The 22,620-nt window shown below is 67.7% G+C and carries 21 protein-coding genes; 15 read left to right on the top strand and 6 right to left on the bottom strand.

Annotated elements, in window-relative coordinates; genetic code table 11:
* Positions 1 to 39: 39 nt before the first annotated feature.
* Positions 40 to 396 carry a hypothetical protein gene (locus tag ACZ7L4_RS42415; protein ID WP_472110565.1) on the bottom strand — a complete coding sequence of 119 codons (357 nt, stop codon included), beginning with the start codon at positions 394 to 396 and terminating at the stop codon, positions 40 to 42.
* Positions 397 to 688: 292 nt separating this feature from the next.
* On the opposite strand from ACZ7L4_RS42415, the gene ACZ7L4_RS42410 reads away from it, so the two are divergent.
* The 14 genes from ACZ7L4_RS42410 to ACZ7L4_RS42345 all read left to right on the top strand — a co-directional run bounded on the left by ACZ7L4_RS42410 (position 689) and on the right by ACZ7L4_RS42345 (position 14,034).
* Positions 689 to 1,012: a type VII secretion target gene (locus ACZ7L4_RS42410; protein WP_472110563.1), complete on the top strand. Its 324-nt coding sequence runs from the start codon at positions 689 to 691 to the stop codon at positions 1,010 to 1,012.
* 2 nt (positions 1,013 to 1,014) lie between these two features.
* A complete protein-coding gene (locus ACZ7L4_RS42405) occupies positions 1,015 to 2,265 on the top strand; it encodes an amidase domain-containing protein (protein WP_472110561.1) in 1,251 nt (416 codons plus the stop codon).
* Positions 2,265 to 2,654, top strand: a complete 390-nt coding sequence (locus ACZ7L4_RS42400) for a hypothetical protein (protein WP_472110559.1) — start codon at positions 2,265 to 2,267, stop codon at positions 2,652 to 2,654. Before ACZ7L4_RS42405 ends, ACZ7L4_RS42400 begins: the two co-directional genes overlap by 1 nt.
* Positions 2,655 to 2,685: 31 nt before the next feature.
* A complete protein-coding gene (locus ACZ7L4_RS42395; protein ID WP_472110557.1) occupies positions 2,686 to 3,495 on the top strand; it encodes a hypothetical protein in 810 nt (269 codons plus the stop codon).
* A 6-nt stretch (positions 3,496 to 3,501) separates the two neighbouring features.
* A complete protein-coding gene (locus tag ACZ7L4_RS42390; RefSeq protein WP_472110555.1) occupies positions 3,502 to 4,143 on the top strand; it encodes an SMI1/KNR4 family protein in 642 nt (213 codons plus the stop codon).
* A gap of 16 nt (positions 4,144 to 4,159) precedes the next feature.
* Entirely contained in the window at positions 4,160 to 4,801 is a 642-nt protein-coding gene (locus ACZ7L4_RS42385) for a hypothetical protein (protein WP_472110553.1), read from the top strand.
* Between the two features lie 462 nt (positions 4,802 to 5,263).
* A complete protein-coding gene (locus tag ACZ7L4_RS42380; protein WP_450815204.1) occupies positions 5,264 to 5,554 on the top strand; it encodes a WXG100 family type VII secretion target in 291 nt (96 codons plus the stop codon).
* 24 nt (positions 5,555 to 5,578) lie between these two features.
* Positions 5,579 to 6,835 (top strand): putative T7SS-secreted protein, encoded by a 1,257-nt coding sequence (locus tag ACZ7L4_RS42375; protein ID WP_472110551.1) that lies wholly within the window; start codon positions 5,579 to 5,581, stop codon positions 6,833 to 6,835.
* Positions 6,836 to 6,858: 23 nt separating this feature from the next.
* On the top strand, positions 6,859 to 7,968 hold the full coding sequence (locus ACZ7L4_RS42370) for a hypothetical protein (RefSeq protein ID WP_472110549.1): 1,110 nt from the start codon (positions 6,859 to 6,861) through the stop codon (positions 7,966 to 7,968).
* Positions 7,969 to 8,028: 60 nt separating this feature from the next.
* On the top strand, positions 8,029 to 8,688 hold the full coding sequence (locus ACZ7L4_RS42365; RefSeq protein ID WP_472110547.1) for a hypothetical protein: 660 nt from the start codon (positions 8,029 to 8,031) through the stop codon (positions 8,686 to 8,688).
* Positions 8,689 to 9,117: 429 nt separating this feature from the next.
* Complete coding sequence (locus ACZ7L4_RS42360; RefSeq protein ID WP_472110545.1) at positions 9,118 to 9,498, top strand: hypothetical protein; 381 nt, start codon at positions 9,118 to 9,120, stop codon at positions 9,496 to 9,498.
* A 61-nt stretch (positions 9,499 to 9,559) separates the two neighbouring features.
* Entirely contained in the window at positions 9,560 to 10,951 is a 1,392-nt protein-coding gene (locus ACZ7L4_RS42355) for a WXG100 family type VII secretion target (protein WP_472110543.1), read from the top strand.
* Between the two features lie 93 nt (positions 10,952 to 11,044).
* Positions 11,045 to 12,418: a S8 family serine peptidase gene (locus ACZ7L4_RS42350; RefSeq protein ID WP_472110542.1), complete on the top strand. Its 1,374-nt coding sequence runs from the start codon at positions 11,045 to 11,047 to the stop codon at positions 12,416 to 12,418.
* Positions 12,419 to 12,696: 278 nt separating this feature from the next.
* Positions 12,697 to 14,034, top strand: a complete 1,338-nt coding sequence (locus ACZ7L4_RS42345) for a S8 family serine peptidase (protein WP_472110540.1) — start codon at positions 12,697 to 12,699, stop codon at positions 14,032 to 14,034.
* A 131-nt stretch (positions 14,035 to 14,165) separates the two neighbouring features.
* On the opposite strand, the gene ACZ7L4_RS42340 is transcribed toward ACZ7L4_RS42345, so the two are convergent.
* The 4 genes from ACZ7L4_RS42340 to ACZ7L4_RS42325 all read right to left on the bottom strand — a co-directional run bounded on the left by ACZ7L4_RS42340 (position 14,166) and on the right by ACZ7L4_RS42325 (position 17,936).
* On the bottom strand, positions 14,166 to 14,597 hold the full coding sequence (locus ACZ7L4_RS42340) for a PIN domain-containing protein (RefSeq protein ID WP_472110609.1): 432 nt from the start codon (positions 14,595 to 14,597) through the stop codon (positions 14,166 to 14,168).
* Positions 14,594 to 14,815: a type II toxin-antitoxin system VapB family antitoxin gene (locus ACZ7L4_RS42335; protein ID WP_472110538.1), complete on the bottom strand. Its 222-nt coding sequence runs from the start codon at positions 14,813 to 14,815 to the stop codon at positions 14,594 to 14,596. The genes ACZ7L4_RS42340 and ACZ7L4_RS42335 overlap by 4 nt, the downstream gene beginning before the upstream one ends.
* A gap of 215 nt (positions 14,816 to 15,030) precedes the next feature.
* On the bottom strand, positions 15,031 to 16,551 hold the full coding sequence (locus tag ACZ7L4_RS42330) for an outer membrane protein assembly factor BamB family protein (protein ID WP_472110536.1): 1,521 nt from the start codon (positions 16,549 to 16,551) through the stop codon (positions 15,031 to 15,033).
* Positions 16,548 to 17,936 (bottom strand): hypothetical protein, encoded by a 1,389-nt coding sequence (locus ACZ7L4_RS42325; protein WP_472110534.1) that lies wholly within the window; start codon positions 17,934 to 17,936, stop codon positions 16,548 to 16,550. Before ACZ7L4_RS42325 ends, ACZ7L4_RS42330 begins: the two co-directional genes overlap by 4 nt.
* A 469-nt stretch (positions 17,937 to 18,405) precedes the next feature.
* Between ACZ7L4_RS42325 and ACZ7L4_RS42320 the strand changes: the two genes are divergently transcribed.
* Positions 18,406 to 19,668 (top strand): hypothetical protein, encoded by a 1,263-nt coding sequence (locus ACZ7L4_RS42320; protein ID WP_472110532.1) that lies wholly within the window; start codon positions 18,406 to 18,408, stop codon positions 19,666 to 19,668.
* A 43-nt stretch (positions 19,669 to 19,711) separates the two neighbouring features.
* Here the strand turns inward: ACZ7L4_RS42320 and ACZ7L4_RS42315 are convergent, their stop codons facing one another.
* Complete coding sequence (locus tag ACZ7L4_RS42315; protein WP_472110530.1) at positions 19,712 to 22,366, bottom strand: SUKH-4 family immunity protein; 2,655 nt, start codon at positions 22,364 to 22,366, stop codon at positions 19,712 to 19,714.
* Between the last annotated feature and the right edge of the window lie 254 nt (positions 22,367 to 22,620).

The following is a 22,620-nucleotide window of genomic DNA, read 5'->3' as shown; positions in this document are numbered from 1 at the left end:
TTCCCATTTGTTCTTGTTTGTTCTTGCGGCAGCGACGCCTCACCCGAACATCGGGCCGTCCCCCAAAGACGCGATCGCCGCTCCCACACACATTGCCGCGAAAGCCCACCGCGTGCGTCCGAACCGGGCCAACAGCACTCCGCACCCGCTCACCACACCACCCGCGAGGTAGAGCACCGTCCACGCCCCCGCCGTGCTGCCCTGGCCGAGGCGGACGCCCGTGACGGCGACGGCGACGAGGGCGACCAGCGCCGAGACACCCGCGGACATCCGGCGAGCTTGCCGTGCCGCGTGGCGCCGGTCCGCCACTACTCTCGGCCCACCCTGGCCCTGGAACCGCGTCTTCAGCGTCTTGGGCGCCTTCAGCTGTTCGTCGAGTTCCGAGCCGTAAGTCATGTCGCGGAGCCTAAACGCCCCCGATCTCCCCGGTGGCCGACGCGACAGGTTCCCTACACTCCCTGCCCATGTCGACACCTCACGCCCACGCCCCCGCACCTGGTGAAACCGTCGTATGCACTGGTCAGCGCAGCTCAGCTGGTTGACGGCGGTGGGGCTGCTCCGCGCGGGCGGACGCGCTGTCCGGCGGCCCGTACGATGATCGCCGGATTCGAACCGGCGACCGGTGAATGGAGACCGGGCACCGGCGACCGGTGACGGCGGTTCACAACGGGGGAGTTGTCCAACGCCCATGGCAGACATCGACATCAATGCCGCACGCGTACGCGCCACGGCCGATGACACCGAGTCCCTGGCCCGCCAGACGGCCAAGCGTCTCGGCCACGCACTCGACACCAGCGACGAGGTACCCACCTCCCACCACGGCCACGGCTGGCGCAGCCCGGCCGAGCTGAGGGCCTGCGCGCGCCAGTGGGAGGAACACATGGTGTCCCTCGCCCAGCGGATGGGCGAGCTGAGCGAGAAGTTGCGGGATTCCGCGGACAGTTACGACCGCGCCGACGCCGAGGCGGAATCGCGCCTGCGCGCCGGCCTCGCCGACCTCGGGAGGGCCTGAGCATGGTCGCGTACGAGGGTGTGGCAGGTGCCCACCCGAAGACCTGGGCGACCGCCGCCGACGAGTGGCACGCCCTCGCCAAGCACGCCCTGGGCGCGGCGAAGGACCTGCGCGAGTACGGCGCCAAGCCGCTCGCCGACGACTGGACGGACGAGGTCGGTGCCACGGCGGCGGCCGAGTTCGAGAAGCTCGCGAACCAGCTCGAGTCCGCGTACGACATCCTGCTCGCGGTCAACATGGTCGCCGACGGCATGACGACGACCATCGAGACCGCGCAGAGCACCTTGCACGCCGCCCTTGACCTCGCCGCGCGCCACGGCCTGGAGGTCGCAGCCGACGGCACGATCACGGAGCCGTCGGCGGGGGCTGAGGGGACGGACTCGTACAAGTCCGAGGTGCGGGACCTCCTGGACCAGGCCGTCGAACAGGTCACCGCCGCCGACGAGTTGGCGGCCGCCGAGTTCGCCAAACTCGCCGCCCAGACCGGCGTCACCGACCCGGACAAGGCGCTGGGCGACCTCCAGGAACACGCCTCCCACGTCCAGATGCGGATGCTCGCCGCCGACATCCCGGTCGGCGCGGACAAGGCGACGGCCCGCCGGTGGTGGAACGGCCTCACGTCCGAGCAGCGCAAGGACATGATGCTGGCCCAGCCGGTCGCCATCGCCAACCTGGACGGCATTCCCGCCGACGTACGCCGTGAACTGCGCGGCACCGACGGCAAGTTCGACCGCGTGAAGATGGTCGAGTACGCCCTCGCCAACTGGAACAAGGCCGACCCCACCGACTTCGGCAACAACTGCGCCAACTTCGTCTCCAACGCCCTTCAGCACGCCGGCATGAAGGAGAAGACCAGCCTCTGGGGTCCCGCGGACGACGACACCTGGATGGCCGGGCCGCGTACCGGCATCGACGCGATCGACAAGCGTGTCTCCTACTCGGACAGCTGGGCCGCGGCCGAGAACCAGCAGAACTTCATGCTGGAGCACGGCGGTTCGGAGGTCCCGCAGTCGGAGGCGAAGCCGGGCGACATCATCTACTACGAGCAGGCCGGCACGGCCGACACCGAGGACAGGGGCAACACACACCACGCGGCGATCGTCACGGCGGTGATGCCGGACGGCGAGATCAAGTACACCCAGCACAACAACGAGTACCAGAACGTCAGCCTGGAAGGCCGCCTCCCCTCGACGGAGAAGACCCAGGGCGACCAGAACCTGCGCTTCGTCCGCCCGAGCCCGGACTGGTACTGATGCGGTCCCGCCGCGTACCCCTGCTGGTCCCGCTCCTGTTCCTGGCCTCGGCAGCGCTCCTGGCGGCCCACTTCTCCTTCGACGGCGACACATACCAGAACTGCCACTACGTGGGTCCGTCGACGCGGATGTACGTGACGGCATGGGCGGCCCCCGTGTGCGCGGCGGCGGGCGCCCTGCTGCACGTCTCTCTGCACCGCCACCTGCCGCCGCCACGCCGCCGTACATGGCAGTCGCGCCTGTCCTCGGCGGCGACGTGCGCGACCCCACTCCTCCTCCTGCTCCAACTGGCGGCCCTGTACTGGGTGTGCGCACCGGACCCGGCGGGTGGGCGGGACTGTTCGGGGTTGATGGTGACAGTGACGGAGCGATGGAACGCGAACGCGTAGGACCGTAGAAGCCGACAACGACAAGGACTTCATGAACTCCGCCGAGAAACTGATCTCGTACGCCCGGGGAGGGCACTTCCAGGAGGCACTGCCACAGTTGCTCGAGATCGCTCACCGGCCCGGTGGCGCGCGTGGCCCCGTCTGGGAAGCCGCTGCCGCGTCGATCCAGATCCTGCAGTGGCTGGACCGCCTCGGAGAGGCCGCGGATCTGGCCGAGTCGTTGATCCGCAAGGACGGCCCGGGCGGGGGCGAGCTGTGCGACCAGGACATGCCGTTCGACGAGGCGTTCCTGGCCGCACCGAACGTCACGCCGGAGGCTATTGCGGACCGCCTCGTCGCGGTGGCGGAGACACTGCCGCCCGGGCGAGTGCTTGAGAAACGGCTGTCCTGGCTTTCCGAGCAGCTGGCTCAGCGTCCTCTGGCACAACTGATGCCGGGGTTCAAGCCTTGGGGCGTACCGCTTCCGCCGTCGGGCGCCGAGCACCGTTCTCCCCTCGTGGAGCGCGATTACGAAACGCTCGGCGCCGATGAACAGCACGTCGTGTGGATGTCACTCAGAACCGCCAACGACTTCCCGCGTGCACACGACCTCTTCGTGCAGCAAGGGCACACACCGCCCCGGTACGCCGAGTGCTGCTGGTTGGCGGGCTGGTACGCGTACCAGGGGGACATCGAACGAGGCGAAACCCTGCTGCTCGCCGCACACAGCCGCTGGCACCCGTACAAGAAGTGGGACGCGATCCCGACGTGCCCCGTTCTCCAGCCCACGCTCCGCCCCGCCGTCACGGACTGGGTGCGCGAGCACTATCTGACACGGCCCATCGGCCCGGAAGCGAAGTGATTCGAAATGTCCGACGAGGCACTGGAACACCTCATGGGCCGCGCCCGCGGCCCCATGGGCCCGGGGATCGACCTGGACTTCGGCCGTGAGACCGGCCCCCTCGCCGAACTCGGCACGGTCCTCTCCACCATGAACGGCTTCTTCCTCTTCAACGCCGGCGTCCAGGTGTTTCGCGCGGGTGACGAGGGCCTCGGCCCCGACCTCCTGTCCTGGAACGCCGAGGACACGTGGAAGGACACCTACGACGATCTGGCCGACGACGTCTTCTGCTTCGGCCAGGACATCTTCGGTACGCAATTCGGCATCGTCAAGGGCGAGAAGGTGGTCACCTTCAACCCGGAATCCGCGGAACTGACCACCCTCGGCACCAGCCTGAACGACTGGGCCCAATGGCTCCTCGACGACCCCGACGTCAACGGCACGGCGAGCTTCGCGTACGCGTACCAGAAGGCGAACGGGGCCCTGGACCCGGCCGAACGCCTGATCCCACGCCAGTTCTTCGTCACGGGCGGCGGTTACGACTTCGACAACTTCAAGGCCGTGGACGCGGCGACGGCGATGCGGATCCGGGGGCCGATCGCGCAGCAGGTGTTCGATCTGCCGGACGGGGCGACGCTGCGGTTGCCGAGTGAAAGCCAACTTGGCTGAGGAACCCATGGACACGATGAATCAGCCAGCGGCGCCCGACATCCCGCAGGTCCTGAAGCGCACTTCCGGGCTGCTGACGCGACACATCATCCGACGCCTCGCCTTGAGTCTTGCTCTGATGGCACTGCCGCCGGTGTTCTTCTCCTTGGGGGCGCCGAACACCGTCCTCCTGGCCCTGCCCATCCCGGTGGGAATGTGGCTCCTCCTGTTCCTCGCGCTCCGACTCAGACACGGATGGCGCTTGAACGTGTGCAAGAAGGTCCTGCGCACCTATCCGCTCGAATACCGAACGCGAGTGGTGAGGAAGCACGGGGACGGGAACGGGACCGAGTGGAAGTACCTCGGCACCATCCACACGATCAAACTCTCCAGCCGCGGCAGCTACGGAGCGCCTCGTATGCGGGCCGTCAACGCAACGACGATGCGGCGCTGGCCCGAGGGCGCCGACGAGGGCGGCGCCTGGTTCGCCGGTGATCCGATCTTCGGCGGCGTCATGATCGTCCCTGGCACCAAGGACATGATGTTCATGCAGCCCGCCAACTGGGAGAAGTACGCCCAAGCGCGTGCGGAAGCCGACGCGGCCCGGATCGAGAAGGCTGGGCGGGCGGGCATTGCCGAGCTGGTCGAGCGCGACCCGATCGTCGGCGGCTGGGTGTAGGGAGACACGTCACCTGGCTCCGCGGCTTGCGGCGTACGACCCGGGACAGCACCACGGCAATCACGGCGGTCACTGCCCCAAGCGCACTGACGGCAGCGACCCCGAAGTCCTTGTCATTCCCTACGACCACCGAAGCCCCCAACTCCGCCGCCCGCCTGACCGCCCACCGCCGACTGTGCTGCGTGCCGAGACGCTGCCAAGGCTGCGATCGGCGATCAACCGCTGCCGTACGAAGGTGATGGCGAACGACGCGTTCTCCCTCGGGCTCAACCGTTGGGACGACAGGTCGCCACGGTCCCGGCTGATCACTTCGCCGCCGGTGAACCGCAGTGGAAGCAACCTCGCGGAGCCGCCTCATCGCTTTCACAGAACACTCGGGTACTGTCGACGCTCGCCCGAATCGATCGAATGAGCACTGGGCGCCGGCCCACCATCAGCAGCAGCCGGGGAGCTGATCAATATATGTCCGATGGTTACCAATTCGACGAAGACCAGGCAAAGCGCGCCTGGAACCGTCTGAGCGAAGCCGCCGAGCGTATGCAGGCCGCGCGTAAGCGCCTCGAGGAGGTCGGACCGAAGACGCTCGGCACCGACGGGCTCGATGACGCTTGCGACACCTTCCAGAGCGAGTGGAAGGACGGCATCACCCGCATCGAGCGTGCTTCGTCCGACATTGCCGAGCGGCTCAAGACCACGATCGACGGTTACGGCAAGAACGAGGAGACCGTCGCCACGGGCTTCGGTGCCAAGTAGGAAGCAGGAGAGGGGGAGCGCTGCGTGTCCTGGCGGAGCATGTTCATAGAGGACGACAGCGGCTGGCCCGGGGTCGGGTTCAACCCGGCCAAGGGCGATGCGGATGCAGTCGATCTCCTTGCCAAGCACGTCGCCTCGGTCGGGCGTGAACTCGACGAGCTGGAGGAGCTGCTGACCTCGGTCGGCAAGGACGGCGGCTGGTGGCAGGGAGACGCGGCGGAGAAGTTCCGGGCCAAGCTCGCTGACCTGCCCAAGTACCTGAGGCAGGGTGGGGAATCCATGAAGGCCTGTGCGAACGGCCTGCGGATCTACCATGATCACCTGACGGGTATGCAGAGGCGCGCGCAGAGCGTGGAGGCCGAGGCTGTCCCCGCCCGCAGGGACGCGGATGCGAAGCGTGACCGGCTCCTGGACCTGAACAACCAATACGCGGGCCGCGTCATGGAGGCTGCTGAGGCTGAGCGTGTCAATCGCATGATGAGCGCCGCGTCCGAAGCCTCGCAGGATGCGACGGACAAACTCAATCAGCTCGTCCGCGAGGCGGAGGACATCCACGCCGCGTGGAAGGACCGAGCGGGGGACGCCGAGCGGGCCATCCTGAAGGCCTCTGAGAACCACCCGCCGGACTTGTCCGTCTGGAGCCGCATGGCCGATGGTCTCAAGGAGGCATGGGGAGGCTTCAAGGACTGGCTCGTCGATCATGCCGATCTGCTGTCCACGATCTCCGCCGGCCTGGCCGTGGCTGCTCTTGCGGTGAACGCCGTTCCGGTGGCCGGGCAGGCGGCCTCCGTGATCCTGGGAGCCGGGTCCGCCGTGTGCGCCGCAGGGGCGATGGCTGGGCACTGGATGGGAAATGCCCGCGGGAACGGGACTCCGGCTTGGAAGATCGGGCTGGACGCACTGGGGGTCATTCCGGGGGTGGGCGGAGTGGTGAAGGGAGCCACAGCAGGTGTGAAGGCCGCCAGCAAGACGGCTGCGTTGGCGGGGGAAGAGGCTTCCCTGATCGGGAAAGTGGGCGCCGCCGGAAAGGGCATGGTCAGTAAGGGGGCCGGCAAGGAGATCGTGGGCGCGATCGAGAACCCTCTCAGCATGAAGGGCATCAACGGAGCGTTGGGAAAGATCGCAGGCAAGGAACTGCCGCCTGCGCCCACGCAGATGGTCATCAAGGGGGTCTCGGCAGCCAAGGGCGCTTGGCATGAGATCACCGGCGAAAACGATGTGCAGACTCAGGCTCCTGCCGCACCGGACAGCAGCAAGTATCGCCAGACGCTGGCGGCCTGAACCGTGGTGGAAGGAACACACGCATGACGACGACCACGCCGTCCGCCCTTACTCCGGCCGAGTTGCGTATCGGCTGGATCATGCCGCCGTTCGTGCACGAACTCCCCTTGGACGCCGCATCCGATGAAGAAGCGGCGCAAGAACTCTATGAGCTGGCTTGCGACGTGCTGCCCGATAGGGAGCAGGACACACGGCTCGCCTTCGCTCAACTGCTCGGGACGCAGGTTGTCGAGCTGAAGAATGATGGTGCTCTGTACGCAGGATTGTGCTTTTTGGAGATCGAGGGCGCGATCACGGCCTCCACCATCCTTGTCACGCAGATTGAACATGATCTGCCAGAGGCCGGTGCCGATGAACGGCTGCGTGGCACTCTGGAAGAGGCCTACCCGCAAGATGAGATCTTCCCGGTGGCCCTGCCTTGCGGAGCCGCTGTCACTCGCGTGGCCGCGACGCCCATTCCTGTGCAGGACGCCGACGACGGCACGACTGTGAAGCTCCCGCGCAATGTCATCCAGACGTACGTTCCGCTGCCTGGCACCCCCGAGTTGCTCCTCTTCGAGCTCAGCCTGTTCACCCTTGAAGGCTGGGACACGCACTCCGAGCTGTTCGCCGAAATCCTGCGCACCATCGATTGGGCTACGGATGCCGAGATTGCCCAGCAGAGACAGCCACAACAGCCGGTGCATGAGACACAGTTGCCCGAGCCGGGTACCCAGGACCTGCTGCGAGGACAGTCAAGCCAGCTCCTCGAGGCGATGGCTGGCCGTGGCACCCTTGATGAGAACTACGACCAACTCGCATCGCTCACCTGCGACGACTGCTCCGCCCGCGGTCTGCCTTCCTCTTGTGTCGCCCGACACCTTTGGCGTATTCGAGGTCTCGATGAGGCGTCGGCACGCGACACCGTGGCAGATGTCGCCACTTACCTGGACGATCAGGGATGGGCGGTGTCGCAGCAGGAGAGCGAGGAGACCATGGCTCTGGCCGCGGAGCAGGCCACTGCGCCGGAATCGCGCCTTGTCACGACAGGTATCCGAATGAGCGTCGTGTTCCAGGACGGAACGTGCACGGTGACGGTCACCACCAAGTGCGCCCGGGAAGCCGCCACTTCAGTGCCAACACCGTTCGGCTAGCCGCACGCCAGCACTACGCGAACTCGCTCATTTCGACAGCACAGGAGTTGTACCCACCCCATGGATCCCTTTGCAGTCGGGAACGTTGAGGCGATGCGTCCGCGTGTCGCTGCCCTCCTCCCGCCGGGAACTCCCGTCACCGGGCCCTTCGCCATCAATCGCCTGGATTGGTGGAGGGAAAGGGAGCCCGTCGCTCCGGCTGACCGGCGCCCGGAGGTGTTCGGTGATGAGCGCGGACCTGTGGGGACGGGGCAGAAGACCAAGCTGGTGGCCTCGACACTGTTCTGGGGAGACGAGAATGCCCCGAAGAATGGACCGAAGGACATCTGTGATGACCCGGGTAAGCGTGAGAAGTTCAAGCGCCGGAACCGTGGCTTCTGGGGCGGCTGGGACAGCATGGCCGGGCACCTGCAAACCGCGATTCAGCCTCGCTCCCGCTGGTGGTACGTGTACTCGTTCCTCGTCCTGACCCCCGACAGGTTGCAGGTCTTCTACGCGCCCAGTGCCGAGCTGCCTCCCTCGGACATCGCAGATGAAGGTGCCGAGGCCGGCTGGCACTGCCCCCGTTCTCAAATGGCCTGGATCCGTCATCAAAAGAAGGAGGAGCTCTTCGAGTTCGGCTTCGCCGACGGGTCCTGGGCAACTCTCCATCTCCCCAACCCGAAAGCGTTCACCACGCAGGTATCGGGCATCCTTCCGGCCGGCGCGCCCAGGCCGTAGAGGAGGAGGGCGCCGCTTCCGGCGTGCGCGTGTGGCAGGTGAGCCGACGAGGAACGCCGGACGCTCGGTGCTCCCGTGAAGTCACGTGTACCCACGAGACCGCGCCATGCGCGGCTCGCAGTCAAGCGGGGCGAGTCTGGATGCGACGTGGATTGCGAGGTCGCACTGTGGCTCCGAGGTTGGCGACTTGGTCGGTGTGTCTTCCATGTTGCTGCTGTCGCCGGGGGTATGCGTATGGGGTGGCTTTGCGTCGAATGCGCCCATAAGTAAGCGTGTCCGCCGTACCTGTCGCGGAGTTGTGACGGGTAGCACCGAGCGGGGTGTGGGTGCCGTTCGATAGGCTAAGGACAGGCTTGTGACAGGGGACCGGACTTATCGCCCCCAAGGGGAAGAACGGGACTAGCGGGATGAACGGGGAGGGCCAAGCGCATGGCCGGTGATGGGTACAAGGTCGATCTGAGCGCGCTCGATCAGGTCATCAGGAAGCTGAACGGGGTTATCGGCGACCTCGGTAAGGCCAACGCGGACACGAAGCACAACACGTACCTCCCGAAGGGGGCGTTGGGGTCCGGGTTCGACGAGGCCGAAGAGCTGTCCCGCGCGCATGACGAGATGAAGACGCATCTTGAGGAAGTCGTCGACCACCTGGAGAAGGTGATGGACGACTTCGGCTCGAAGACGAAGAAGGCTCACGGTGCGTACCAGGACGCCGAGGCTGACACGGCAGGTGCGGTGAACGGGGCTTCGGCGTCGACTTCGTCCTCCACCTCTGGGTCCGGCACGGGCGCGGCGCATGGATCGATGGCGTGATTGACGTGGACTTTGTGAACTTCGTGATTGACAGAGGGCGAGAGGACCGGGGGCTTCCGGCATGAGTGGGGACAACGGGTACCAGGCGCCGACGCAGTGCTACGTCGGTGAGAACTCGACCAACTTCAAGAACCACGACATGGACACCATGAAGTCCATGGTCCAGAACGCCAAGCCGGGCGACGTGCACGACGCGGCCCGCGGCTGGAAGGGCGTCCACGACCAGCTCGTCGACGTCAAGGCGGCCTACGAGTCGGCTGTGTCCGAGGTGCTGCAGCACTGGGAAGGCAAGTCGGCCGACCAGTTCCAGGCCCAGGCAAAGATCATCATGAAGAAGATCCAGGACACGGCCTCGTACGCGACCAACGTCTCGCAGGCGATGACCAACGCGGCCACTGTGCTTGGCGAGATCAGGCCTGAGGTCATGGCGATGGAGAAGCCGAGCGGCGGCAGCAGCGCCTGGGACAAGGTCACGGATGGCGGTCGCGACGAGGACGGTCTCAACCGGGACATCGCCAACAAGAATGTTTCTGCGCAGCAGATCGTCGACGGTCGCGAAGGCGACATGTCGGAGGGACGCGAGGCGCAGATGAAGATGGCTGTGAAGATGGAGCAGCTGGGGGCTGGATACAACGCGCAGACCAAGGCCATGGGCACGTGGCCCAAGAAGAATCGGCGGGAAGACCCCGTGGATTATCCGGGCGACCCCGGCGGCGTCACTCCTGTACCGATCGTCGCTGGCTCCGTAACTGCTCCTTCCAGCAGTGTGGGAGCAGGTAACCTCAGTCGCTCCAGCGGCTCGGGCTCGTCGATCAAGAGTGTGAAGTCGCCAACCACCAGCGGCATCAGCGGCGGTATCGGCTCGCAGAAGCCGACGGCGGGATCACAGATCGGTGCTGGCAACCTCAGCTTCGGCGGTGGCTCGGGAGGCGGGGCCGGTGGTATCGGCGCGGGTTCCGGTGCTGGCGCTGGAAGCATCGGTGGCGGCATGACGGGTTCCGGTGCTGGCGCCGGCGGTGCCAACGGTGCAGGGATTGGCGGCGGGATCGGTGCTGGTGCGGGCCTCGGCGCGGGCGCTGCAAGCCGTGCTGGCGCGGGTGCTGCGGGCCGCGGTGGCCTCGGTGCAGGCGGCGCGGGTTCCGGAGCTGCGGGCAAGGGGGCGGCGAAGGGCATGAAGGGCAACTCGCTTGCTCGCGCCAAGGGGGGCGAGATCGGGAAGTCCGTCGTCAAGCCGGGCTCCGGGCAGCAGGGCGGCTCTGCCCTTCGCCAGAAGCCGAAGACCGCGACGGGCGGTACAGGCAAGAACGCCGGCCGCAATGGTCTTGGTGGGCACGGCGCCCAGACGGGCGGCAAGGACAAGAAGCGGCGCGACAATTCTCGTCCGGACTACCTGGTCGAGGACGAGCAGACCTGGGCCAGCGACCGCACTGTTAACCCCAAGGTCGTGGAATAGTCAGGCCTGCTGGTTAAGTATGCGGTGAAGACGAGACGGGGCCCACAGCCTTCAGGGCTGTGGGCCCCGCCCTGCGAGGGAAGGTGTTACGGCATGAGCTTCACGCGAGCGCTGCGCGCGGTCGGCGCTGCAGGAGCGGTGGGAGCGCTGCTTTTCGCGGCCGCGCCGACGGCGTCGGCGGACCAGGTCAGAGATGACCAGTGGCCGTTGACGGCGTTCGCCGCCGAGAAGGTCTGGAGTGAGGCGACTGGAAAGGGTGTCACGGTCGCCGTCGTCGATGCTGGCTTCAAGACTGACCACCGCGACCTCACTGGCCAATTCCTCAAGGGTAAAGATTTCCTGGCTGAGGATACGGCGGGCTCGTCAGGTGCGGATCAGGAGGATGCGGGGCATGGCACCGCCATGGCCAGCATCATCGCTGGGCATGGCCATGGCGCGGGGGGTGCGAGTGGCGTGAAGGGACTCGCGCCTGATGCCAAGATTCTCCCCATCCAGTCGATCGGCGGAGACTCCACATTCTTCGCGAAGCCGATTAAGTATGCTGTGGATCACGGCGCGGATGTCATCAATATCTCTCGTGCAGTGGATGATACGAGCGGCGAGGTGGAGGCGATCAAGGCAGAGCGCGAAGCCATCGCCTATGCGTTGAATCACGGTGTGCCAGTTGTAGCTGCATCTGGAAACGAGGGTAGGACTGGTGTCGACAACCTGTCCTACCCCGCAAGCCAGCCAGGCGTGGTGACTGTCGGCGCAGTCGATTCGGGGGGCGAGATCTGGAACAAGTCCAATTACGGCCCTCAACTCATGCTCGCTGCGCCCGGTGTGAAGAACGTAGTCGCCGGTATCGATGCCGACGGCTACGACCAGGCCAATGGCACCTCCGGCTCCACCGCTTACGTCTCTGCCGCCATTGCTCTCCTCAAGCAGAAGTTCCCCGACCTCTCCGCAGGTCAGTTGGTGAACCGCCTCACCAAGACCGCTGGACTCCCTGCCTCTGCCAAGGGGGCATCGCTTCCTGACCAGCACTTCGGCTACGGCTTCATCAAGCCGTACTCCGCGCTCACCGAGGACATCCCGGCCGGTCCCAAGAACGGCCCGCTGAAGGTCGATGAGCTGAACTCCGCCATCGCCAAGGCCAAGGGCAGCGGCGCCTCGGCGCCCTCTTCTTCGGCTCCTGATGCCGCCTCCGATTCCTCGGACTCCGGTGGCATGAGCATGGGCATGATCATCGGTATCGCGGCCGGCGTCCTGGTCGTCCTGGTGATCGTCGTTGTAGTCATCGTCCTCAGCCGCAAGAAGAACGGTGGCGGTCCGCCGCCGCCCCCTGGCGGTGGCTGGGGTGGTGGCGGTGGCCAGGCTCCGTATCCCGGGCAGCAGCCGCACCCGAACCCGTACCAGCAGCAGGGGCCCCCTGCGCCGGGGGGCTACCCCCAGACGCCGACGCAACCGCCGTACGGCCAGGGGTAGTTCCTCTGGAAGCAGTGTGACTGCGCGCGTACCACGCGCCCTGCCTCCTTCCGGATGTGGGGCGCATGGTCTGTGTGCGTCAGGAGCTGGACTGCCCCCTTGTCGTTGAGGCGGGAGCAGCGACAGACAGGTGCCGGAATGCAACCTTTGCCCTGGCTCTGAGCCCGGTGGTTGAGGCAGGGGCATGAGGTGGTCAGGACTGCTGGTCAGGTACGCGGTGGGGACAAGGCTGGCCTGCACGGGTTGTGGCCACACTCTGCGAGGGAAGGTGTTACGGCATGAGCTTCACGCGAGCGCTGCGCGCGGTGGGCGCTGCAGCAGCGGCGGGAGCGCTGCTTTTCGCGGCCGCGCCCACGGCGTCGGCGGACCAAGTCAGAGATGCCCAGTGGCCATTGTCAGCCTTCTCGGCGGACAAGATTTGGAACGTCGCAACCGGCAAGGGTGTCAAGGTCGCCGTGATTGATGACGGCGTCGACGCGAACCATCCTGACCTCAAGGGCAGCGTGCTGGCAGGCAAGGACTTTATGTCCGGGGACGACGATGCCTCGCCCGAAGGTGATGACGATCACGGGACGCACATGGCAGGCATCATCGCGGCGCACGGCCATGGAGCGAACGGGGCGGAGGGTGCCAAGGGCCTGGCTCCAGAAGCCAAGATTCTTCCGCTTCGTGACTACGGAGGTGACCAGGGATGCTTCGCGCGGTCGATTCGTTACGCAGTCGATCACGGTGCCCAGGTCATCAACATCTCGCAGGGCGTCAGCCAGTGCGCCGATGTCCGTGCGGAGCATGAGGCGATTGCCTATGCCAACGAAAAGGGAACCCCGATTGTCGTCGCTTCTGGAAATGAAGGAGTGAACGCGGACGATAAGCTGCCCAACAGCTACCCTGGCGTTGTCTCAGTAGGGGCTGTGACAAGTAGTGGTGAGATTTGGGGAAAGTCTAATTACGGCAAGACCCTACTTTTGTCCGCGCCCGGCGAAGCGATCGTTAACGCGGCGGCAGGATCTACGGGATACAGCAAGACGAACGGTACGTCCGACTCCGCCGCCTTCGCTTCCGCCGCCCTAGCGCTCCTCCAGCAGAAGTTCCCCGACCTCTCCGCAGGCCAACTGGTCAACCGCCTCGTCAAGACCGCCGGCCTCCCCGCTTCCGAGAAGGGCGCGTCGCTTCCCGATGAGCACTATGGCTACGGCTTCATCCAGCCGCTGGCCGCGCTCACGAAGAATGTTCCGGCGGGCCCCAAGAATGGTCCGCTGAAGATCGACGAGCTGAACTCCGTCATTGGCAAGAGTGGCGACGCCTCGGCGCCCTCTTCTTCGGCTCCTGATGCCGCCTCCGACTCCTCGGACTCCGGCGGCATGAGTACCGGCCTGATCATCGGTATTGCCGTCGGCGTCCTGGTCGTCCTGGTGATCGTCGTCGTAGTGATCGTCCTCAGCCGCAAGAAGAACGGCGGCGGCCCGCCCCCGCCCCCTGGCGGTGGCTGGGGCGGTGGTGGTCAGGCTCCGTATCCCGGGCAGCAGCACCCGAACCCGTATCAGCAGCAGGCGCCCCCTGCCCCGGGTGGTTCGTACCCTCAGGCCCCTTCGCAACCGCCGTACGGGCAGCAGTAGTAGCCCTCGCACCACCACCGCCCGCCTGGCCCAAGTGCCGGGCGGGCGGTTCGCGTTTTGGGATTGGAAATGAGGCGGGGTCGCAGCCTTCGTGTCGTGGGCGCGTTCAGCCGTGACTCAGGTGCAGCCGATCAACCAGGAAGCGTGAGGTCGGCCGTACCCGCTGGGGCTACCCATTCCGTCGGCTGTCCGGTTACTTCGGCGATCATGTCGTAGTCGCCGTCGTAGTGGAGGACTGTCGCGCCGTGGCGCTCCGCGGTCGCGGCGATGACGAGGTCCGTGCTGGAGACGGCCCGCCAGTTGCCGTTCGCGACGAGGGTCCGCTGGACCTCGGCTGCCCGGTCCCAGACCTCGTCCGGAGTGGGCAGCCAGTCGAATCCGCGGAGGCCTTCCTGGATGCGATCGACGTCTGCTTTGGAGCGGGCGCTGTGAGCGATCTCGATTTCGATGGCCCCGCAGATGGCCAGCAGTCCTTGGCGGGACAGACTGTCGAGGCGGGGTGCGACGTTCGGCTTCGGCCAGCGGGCGAACGCCGACTTGTCCAGGAGGTAGCGCACGCTCAGGCGACCTGTTCGCGGCCGGTGCCGTCCGGATTCTCCGTCGGGCCGGTGAGGTCGGGGAGGCCCCCTGACTTCAGCCACTCGGTGAACGACTCCCGTTTGCGAAGCTTGATCAGTTCCTCCAGTGCGCCGTTCACGGTCGCCACCTTGGTCTGCGTACCGAGTAGCTCGGCGGCCTGGGCCAACAGTTCGTCATTGACGTCGATCACGGTTCTGGACATGCGCACCTCCCAGGCTGATATCAAATTCTTGTTGAGATGATATCTCCATGGGGGTGGGGACTGCAATCCAGATGGCACTCGCTGTCACAGCTCGCGTGTCCTGGGTGAGTGGCGTCATGTCTTCCCATGCGGCGGCGCGCCGGTCGACGGCATGCCACCGACCGTGAGGTGGGGCGGACGACCTCCTCGAAGTCGCCCGCCTCACCCCCGAAGCGTCAGTCGCCCATCTTGATGAGGGACGCCTCATGCGCCTCGCTCACCACCGAGCTCTTGCCGGTGTTGGAGACCGAGGCCAGGAACATGCGGTCGTCGTGCATGTAGGGCATCGCCCAGGCGTCGTGGCCGAGGGCCCCGTCCAAGTGTCCGTAGTACTGCTCCTGCGTCTCGGAGCCGGACTTGGGGTCGAGGCTGACGAGATACATGGGGGAGCCGTCGCCGCCGAAGGTCTCCTCCCGCCAGCCGGTGTCGTCCTGCTTCAGCGCCAGGAGCTCGTTCCCGGAACCCTGGACGAGTGAGTACTGCACGTCCTCGCTGGTTCCGGTGGACCAGACGCGTTTGCCGCTGTCGAGGTCGTAGGCGTCGATCGCCGACCCCAGGCTCGAGCCGTCGTGCTTTTCGGCGATGTACAGCGTATTGCCGATGACCTTCAGTGCGGCCCGTGGGTCGCCCTCCGTCGCGGCTTCTTGCTGCGAGAAGTAAATGTCGGCGGAGGAGTACTCCTCGAGGTTCTCTCCAAGGACCAGGGTGTTTCTTGCTTTGCCGTCATCTTCCAGGACGGCGTACCCGTTCTTCTTCACGTCCTGCGGGACGCCGACGATGACGGGAGAGGTCGACACGACCGTCGCGTCCTCGCCGTAGTCCCACTCACCGTCGCCCATGGCGTAGGTCCACTTCGCCTTGCCGGTGGCCGGGTCGACGCCGGCCGCCGTCGAGCTCTGGCCGTCCGGGGAGCCGTAGGCCCAGCGGGTGGTGCAGATCTGCACGCGGACCAGCTGCTTGCCGCCGACGTAGCCCTCGCCCTTGCACGCCTTGCCGCCGTACGTCTCCTTCTTGCTGTCCTTCCAGAGCACCTTGCCGGTGCGCAGGTCGTACGCGGTCTTGTCGTTGACGACGACCGTGCCGCCGCTCACCGCGGTGGCGGGGCCGTCCTGGCGCTTCGGGACCGTGTGCTGCCACAGCTTCTTGCCGGTCTTGAGGTCGACGGCGAAGAGGCCGTTGCAGTCGTGGACCGCGCCGACCGCGAGGACCGCGATGTTCTCGCTGGAGACGGAGGAGGCGTGGCAGATCGTGGAGGCTCCCTTGCCGGGGGCGGCCATGCCCCACTGAAGGTCGCCGCTGTCGGCGTCGAGGGCGCTGATGCCGTCCGTCTGGGCGCGGACGACGTTGTTCCCCGTGAACCACGTGCCGAGGTAGTTCTGCGTGTCGGATTCGCCTCCGTAGTACGGAAGGCTCCACTCGACCTCGGTCTTGGCGGGGTCGAGCAGGATCCAGGCCACCGAGCCGAAGACGCCCGACATGATGACGCTCAGGACCAGGAGGAAGATCGTGAGTCCCTGGCCCCGCTTCTTCCCGGGCGCGGAGGACGCCGGATGCATTGGCGTGAACTGCTGTGGTGCGAAGCCCTGTTGGGGGTGCGGTGGTGCGTAGGGCTGTTGTTGCGGCGGGGCGTACGGAGAGTTGTAGGGCTGCTGTCCCGGAGCGGGCGGCATGCCGTTGGAGTAGCCGGGCGTCGTCATGAGATCTGCTTCCTCACGTAGTCGGCCCAGGCGCTCTGGAACTCGTCCGTACCCATACCGGTGGCCTTCGTCAGCTGCGCGTCCATCCCCTTGGGGTTCTTGTACTGCTCGGCCACGAAGGCGAGAGCCTTGTCCTCGCCGTACTTCTCGGCGATGAACTGGATGCCGAGCCAGCCCAGGGTGTAGTGCGCGCTGTTCTCCGCGTCGATCGTGCTGTGGAAGTCCTCGCTGAGGGGGAGCTTGCCGTCGAAGGGATCGACGTAGCTGCCCGCGTAGTACCTCTTCAGGTTGCGCACTTCCTTGGCCGCCGCCGAGGGGGTGTTCCGCATGGCCATGTATTCGGCGAAGCCTTCCACGACCCACAACTGGGACTGGCCGTCAGGGCCCGTCAGCGGCTCCACCATGGTGTGCGCCAGTTCGTGGTGGCTGATCTCGAGGACGCTCGCGGCGTAGTCGGGGCGCTGGAACCGGCTCTGCGCGGTGTCCATGACGATGCGGGCGCCACCGTTCTGGACGTTCACCTTGGCCTTGGTTCCGCCTTCCTGCACCGCCGGCATTTGGATCGAGACGCCGGCCTCGGCGATCGACTCGTCCTCCTCGTCGCCGGAGCCCTCCCGGTACATGTGCTTGTACACCTTGCGGTTCTTCTCGAGCGTGACGACGAACCCGGGCATGGTGTGGCCGCTCTTGGGGCCCTTGGCGGCCCAGACCGCGAGATTGTCCGTCGCCGCCTTCTCGATGTACGGGGCGAAGCGACGGGCGTCGGCCGCCTGGGCGGAGTCCGACATGATCACGGTGTGCGGCTTGACGGTGACGGCCATCGAGTCGTACGCGTCCCAGGGCGCCGGGTAGTTGGTCATCTCGCCGTAGCCGGGGATCTCCGGAGTGGACGGGCCCACCGCGGTGACCTTCAGGTCCGCGTCCTCGGTCTTCTTCTCGACCGTCCAGCGGTACAACTCGGCGACGGGGCTGGCGTCAGCCCCCTTCACCTGGTGCACGAACGCCACTTCGACCGTGGCGGAGGCACCCGCCCCGTAGTGGTCGACGGCCCGCCCGTCGATATTGAGGTACTGGTACTCGGACACCGCGAACGGGACCTTGCGAAGGTTCGCGAACAGCGAGGCCTGCTTGGTCTTGAGGGCCGGAGAACCACCTTCGAACGGCGCGAGGTAGGCGCCCTTGTCGCCGCCCGTGAGCGCCTTGGAGTGGTTCTTGAGGAGCGCGGACATGTCGGCCTGGGTGATCTCGGTGGCCTGCCCGCCCTTGCCCGCCACGGGCAACGGGTCGTCGCTCACCGCCTGCGCGATGCCGAACACCATCAGGCCGAGCGCGAGGACAGCGATTCCGCCGAAGGCCACGGTCACCCACTTGAGGACCGGGTTCACTCCGCGCGGCGTAGCGCTCCGCGGCGTGTTCGGCGGTCTAGGGGGCGCAGGCGGCGGGGACGGCGGCCCGGGTGGCTGTTGCGGGGGATACGACTGCCCGTATCCCTGCGGCGGTTGAAACGACATGGATCCCTCGTTATAGGGGGGACACACGTCCGTCCCCCGTGACGACGCTTGTCATGCATCCGACTTAGGGGACGCGAACCTCATTCTTATCAGATGCTTATACCGGTCACGCTGGTCACTCCCGTGACGCTGGGGACAACCGGCAGTTCAGTAGAGTCGGCGCCCTGTTCAAGAGCCACTCAAACGGGGACGGGGTCACGGCGGCATGGTGACGAGTAGGGCTTCGGGGGTGCCTGTCCGGTGCCGCGTGCGCGGGCTGGCGCCGGCCAGTTGGACGGCTTCGAGTGCGTGTCTGCTCGGCTTTCTGGGGTGGCTCTTTCTGCCGGTCCTGGCGTGGCGGCGCATGGTGGTCGTCGCGTGCTTGGTGGTTGTGCTGGGGTGTCTGGTCGCCCTGCTGCTCGGGCGGCGCGGGCTGCCCGTGGGTGACGGTGGCGAGAGCGCGGAGTACAAGGCCGTCAGGCCGGGGATTCCGGTGGACGGGGCGCCTCCGGGGTTGCCCGCGGTGTTGCCCGTCGGGCGGCGGGTGAAGGTACGCGGACTGGTCGGCATCGTCGCGTTCCTGGCGGCGCTGGCCGGGATTCTGGCCGTTGCCGCGGGAGACGGCGCGGACGCCGGGCGAGCGGCTGACCTCGTCGAGGCCGGGGCCGTGCGGGGCAGTGCGCGGGTCGTGCAGGTGCGCGAACTCGAGCGGTTCGCAGGTCGCTCGGATACGGACTTCGGAGCCGACCTGACGGTGGTCCTGCCGGGGCGAGGGGGCGAACCGGGTGTCCGGACCACGCTCCGGGCGCGTACGCACGAAGAGCCGCACGAGGGCGGTCAGTTGAGGGTCCTGTACTCCCCGGGGCGCCCCGAACTCGGCGCCGTGCACGGTGACATGGCGACGCTCGATCGGCTGCAGGCCGGTACCGCCTTGACGACCGTCGCGACCTGGGTCTTCTTCGGCATCTGGGCAGGGGTGTCGCTCCTTGTGGTGCTGATGTCGGTCTTCGGCGGCAGTTTCCGGGGGCTCTCCCGCCTCGAAGGCGGTGCGCGTGCGGTACGGGGGACCGTTTGGGGTGTTGCGCGATGGGACGGCGGCGGCACCGCGCTTCGGGTGCGTACCGCCAACGGTGAGGTCCACTTCTGGGCGGAGCAGAACAACCAGGCCATCGCGGCCTCCCTGCGGTCCGAGGAGGTCTGGGTCTGCTGGGGCGTGGCCGACAGCCACGCCGTCAAGGGTGCGGGCAAGAGGCGGTGTGCCGCCTTGGTCGGTGACGGTGGATGGTGCCTGCCGGGTGAGGTGTTGACCGCCCAGGTCGCGCGGGTCGATCGCGACTCGTCCGCCGTGGGCACGTCGCAAGCGCCGGTCGACCCCCGCCGGGCGGTGTCGTTGTGGCTCCCGGTGACGTCCTGGCCGCTGCGCCTCCGTGGGTGGAGTGTGCTGTTCCTTACAGTCACGGTGGTTGCCACCGCCCTGCTTCTGACCGACACGGGAGGCCGCCCTCGCTGGGCGGCGGGATTCGTCGCGGCTGTTGCGCTACTGGGGGCGTGCGTCAGTTACTTGGCTTCCGGCAGGTCTCGGAAGGGTTCCTCCGCCGCGACCGGGGCGGCCACGACGAAGGCCTGAATACGGCCGCGAATCGGGGCAGCCGTGCGGCGGCGCCCCGTTCTCAGAACAACCCATGCCACATCTGCTCGATGACCAGTGACCACCAATGGTCCGGCTCCGACAGGGCGTTCGGGTCGATGGTCAGGAGGCGGGTTTGGAGGTCGGCGACGATGTTGCCCGCCGTGTGCGGGGTCGCGTCGATCATGTGGCCGCGCGTCGCGTACAGGGTGGCGAGGGAGTACGCGAAGGCGGCGACCGAGGAGTTCACGTACTGGAGGCGGCCGTCCAGGGGCAGGGCCGCCCAGACCTGGCCGGTGTCGCGCTGCACCGTGATCACGCACATGCCATCCGTGCCGATGCGGGTGTGTGTCGCGAGGGTGTTGGCCGCGTCGGGGGACAACTGGACGCCCGTGCCGATGAGGTGGGTGCGTGCGTCCGCGAACATGCCGCCCATGACCGGCGGGACGCCGGGCGCGTCCGTGTCCGCCAGGAAGAAGAGGGGGACGTCGGCGGGGAGGCCGGCGGTGGCCAGGGTTGCGCGCGCCGCGTCCGGGAGGGCCGCGGTGGTCAGGAGCGGGGGAGCGTAACGACGTACCTGCTGCTCGCCGAAGACCTGGACGAGCAGCGGGCCGAGCTCCGCGTCCGGCAGGACATGCGTGGGCGGTACGGGGTGGGGGAGCGGGGCCCGGGACGGTTGCGGCGGTGCTTGCTGGCCCGCGAGCTGGGCCATCATCTGCGCGTGAGAGGTGAGCGCGGTGATGCCCTCCGTGCGGGAGGCCTGGTCCCGGCCGTACGGGTGCGCATGCGAGTGGGAGGCCTTCGGGAACGTGGACAGCAGGACGTTCGCCGTGTAGCCGCCCGGGAAGTAGCCGGGGGACAGGTCCGTGTGGATCGCCACGACGTTGTCCACGGGCACCCGCAACTCGCCCAGCTGCGCCATGCCCTGGTACTCGACCGGCGGCTTGCCGGGGGCCGAGACGGCGGTGACGTAGGCCTCCTGGCCGGTGCGCGGGTCGACGTAGGTGAACACGGCGGTGTTGCCCGGGCCGGTCGCCGGGCGGCCGGGTGGTGGGTCGGCGGGGGCCGGAGCAGGGGCCGACTGGCGCGGCTGCGGTGATGGCGCCGGCGGGGCCAGCGGGTAATCCACCACGGTGGGCGTGGGCCGGGAGGCAGTGGGGGCAGCCGTGTCGCGGGCCGTCGAGCGCAGCGCGCCCGCGTACTGCGTGAGCCCGTCCTCCTCGAACGCCGATGCCAGCATCCGCGCGCGCTGGGCGGGCCCCGCCTGCGAACGCGTCATCAACGGGGCGATCCGCAGATACGTACGCCCCGGAGCGGGCAGCGACGCGCGCGCCCGGTCGTCCGGGGCGATCTCCTCCAGCGCCGCCCGCAGCACCACCGGGTCCGCGTGCACAAGCAGCCACGGGTCCTTGAGCAGGCGCGGCAGCTCGCCCGCGCCCAGGAGGTGGCCGACGATGCCGTCCCGTACGTAGGGGTCGGCCTGCTCCCAGCCCTCGTCGGGCACCCGGTCGGCCAGCTCCATCGCGAGGCAGAGGTGGGCGGCGCGTACGTCGGGGAGGGTGGCGCGGAGGGCCTCGGCGAGCGCCGGGTGCGTGAGGGCGACGAGGGTGGGTTCCGCTTCGTCCTCGTCGTTCACCGTGGTGACGAACGGGCCCGCCAGGGGCATTCCGGCCGCGATGTCCTGCGACAGGTCCCGTGCGGCCAGCGCCGAGGCCAGCGGCGCCCACAACGGCAGCGGCAGCCCCTCGCCCTCGGCGAGGGCCAGCGGTGCGAGCATCGCGGTCAGCAGGGCCGGGTCGGCGCCGAGGCGCTGGGCGTGCATCGCGACCGCCTCGGCCGGACCGGCGGGGAGGAGCGCGGGGTTGGGAGGCGGCTCCGGGGCCAACAGGTGTGCGTTGACCGTCAGTTGGGCGGTCAGGCGGCTGCCGCCGGGGCCCGCGGCCGTCCGTGACGCGATGCCCTGCGCGAGCCAGAGCCGCATCTGCGGGTCGTCGGTGAACGGCAGTCGGGGCGCCCCGAAGTTCGGGTCGAGCGCGATCTGGGTCTGCAGGGTGAGGCCGTGCGGGTCGGCGTGCTCGGGGGCGTCGAGATCGATGACCTGCGCCGTCCCGGCGGGGAGCGCGGCGGCGATCTCGGCGGCCACCGCGCGCGGGACCTCGGCGAGCAGTCGTACGGAGGGGAGCCCCGCGAGCGGCACCAGCAGCTCGCGCGCCATCCGCTCGGCCCCGCGCCCGGCCCGTACGGGACCGGCTTCGGCCACGTCAGGCACGACGATCACGTGTTCGCTCGCGCCCAGGGCCTCGTAGACCTCCGCGTCGCGCGCGACGTCGATCCCGTAATGGTCGGCGAGCAGCCACAGCACCTGCGCGGGCGTGCGCCCCGCGGCGCTCGGCACCGCGGGCGCGGGCAGCGGCGGCGGAACGGTCCACGGGTCCAGGCGCGCGAGGTCGATGCGCTCGCGGTGGCCGGGGTCGCAGAGCATCAGGAAACCGGTCAGCAGGCGCGAACTGCCGCACCCCCGGGAGCCGGTGAGGAGCGCGACGCGCGGCGCCTCCGGCACGGCGGCCCGCCAGGCGGCGAGCGCGCGCAGGGCGGAGGCACGGCCGCCGATGAACGGATGCGGCTCGTAGGCGACCTGCTGCGGCGCTGCCATGGGGTGCTGCTGCGGCGCCGCCATGGGGCTGTTCTGCCAGCTCACGACTCTCCCTGGTTCCCCGTATTCACGTGCCTGCTCACTCTACGGGCGAGCTCTGACAACGGGGTACGTGAGGCTGGCGGGGGTTGCCCGGGCGTCAGGGTTGCTTGGTAAACTCCGCGCAAAATTACGTCTGTTGAGGCACGCGTGGTCCTGCGGATGTTCGGCGACACGGGGGAGATGCCGCCATGGCGATGATGCTGCCGGACGAGCTGGCGTGGTTGTTGGAGATGTTGGGGTTCGATTGGCCGACGGCC

Source organism: Streptomyces sp. NPDC107575 (assembly GCF_055657265.1).
This window is presented reverse-complemented; position numbering and strand designations above follow the sequence as displayed.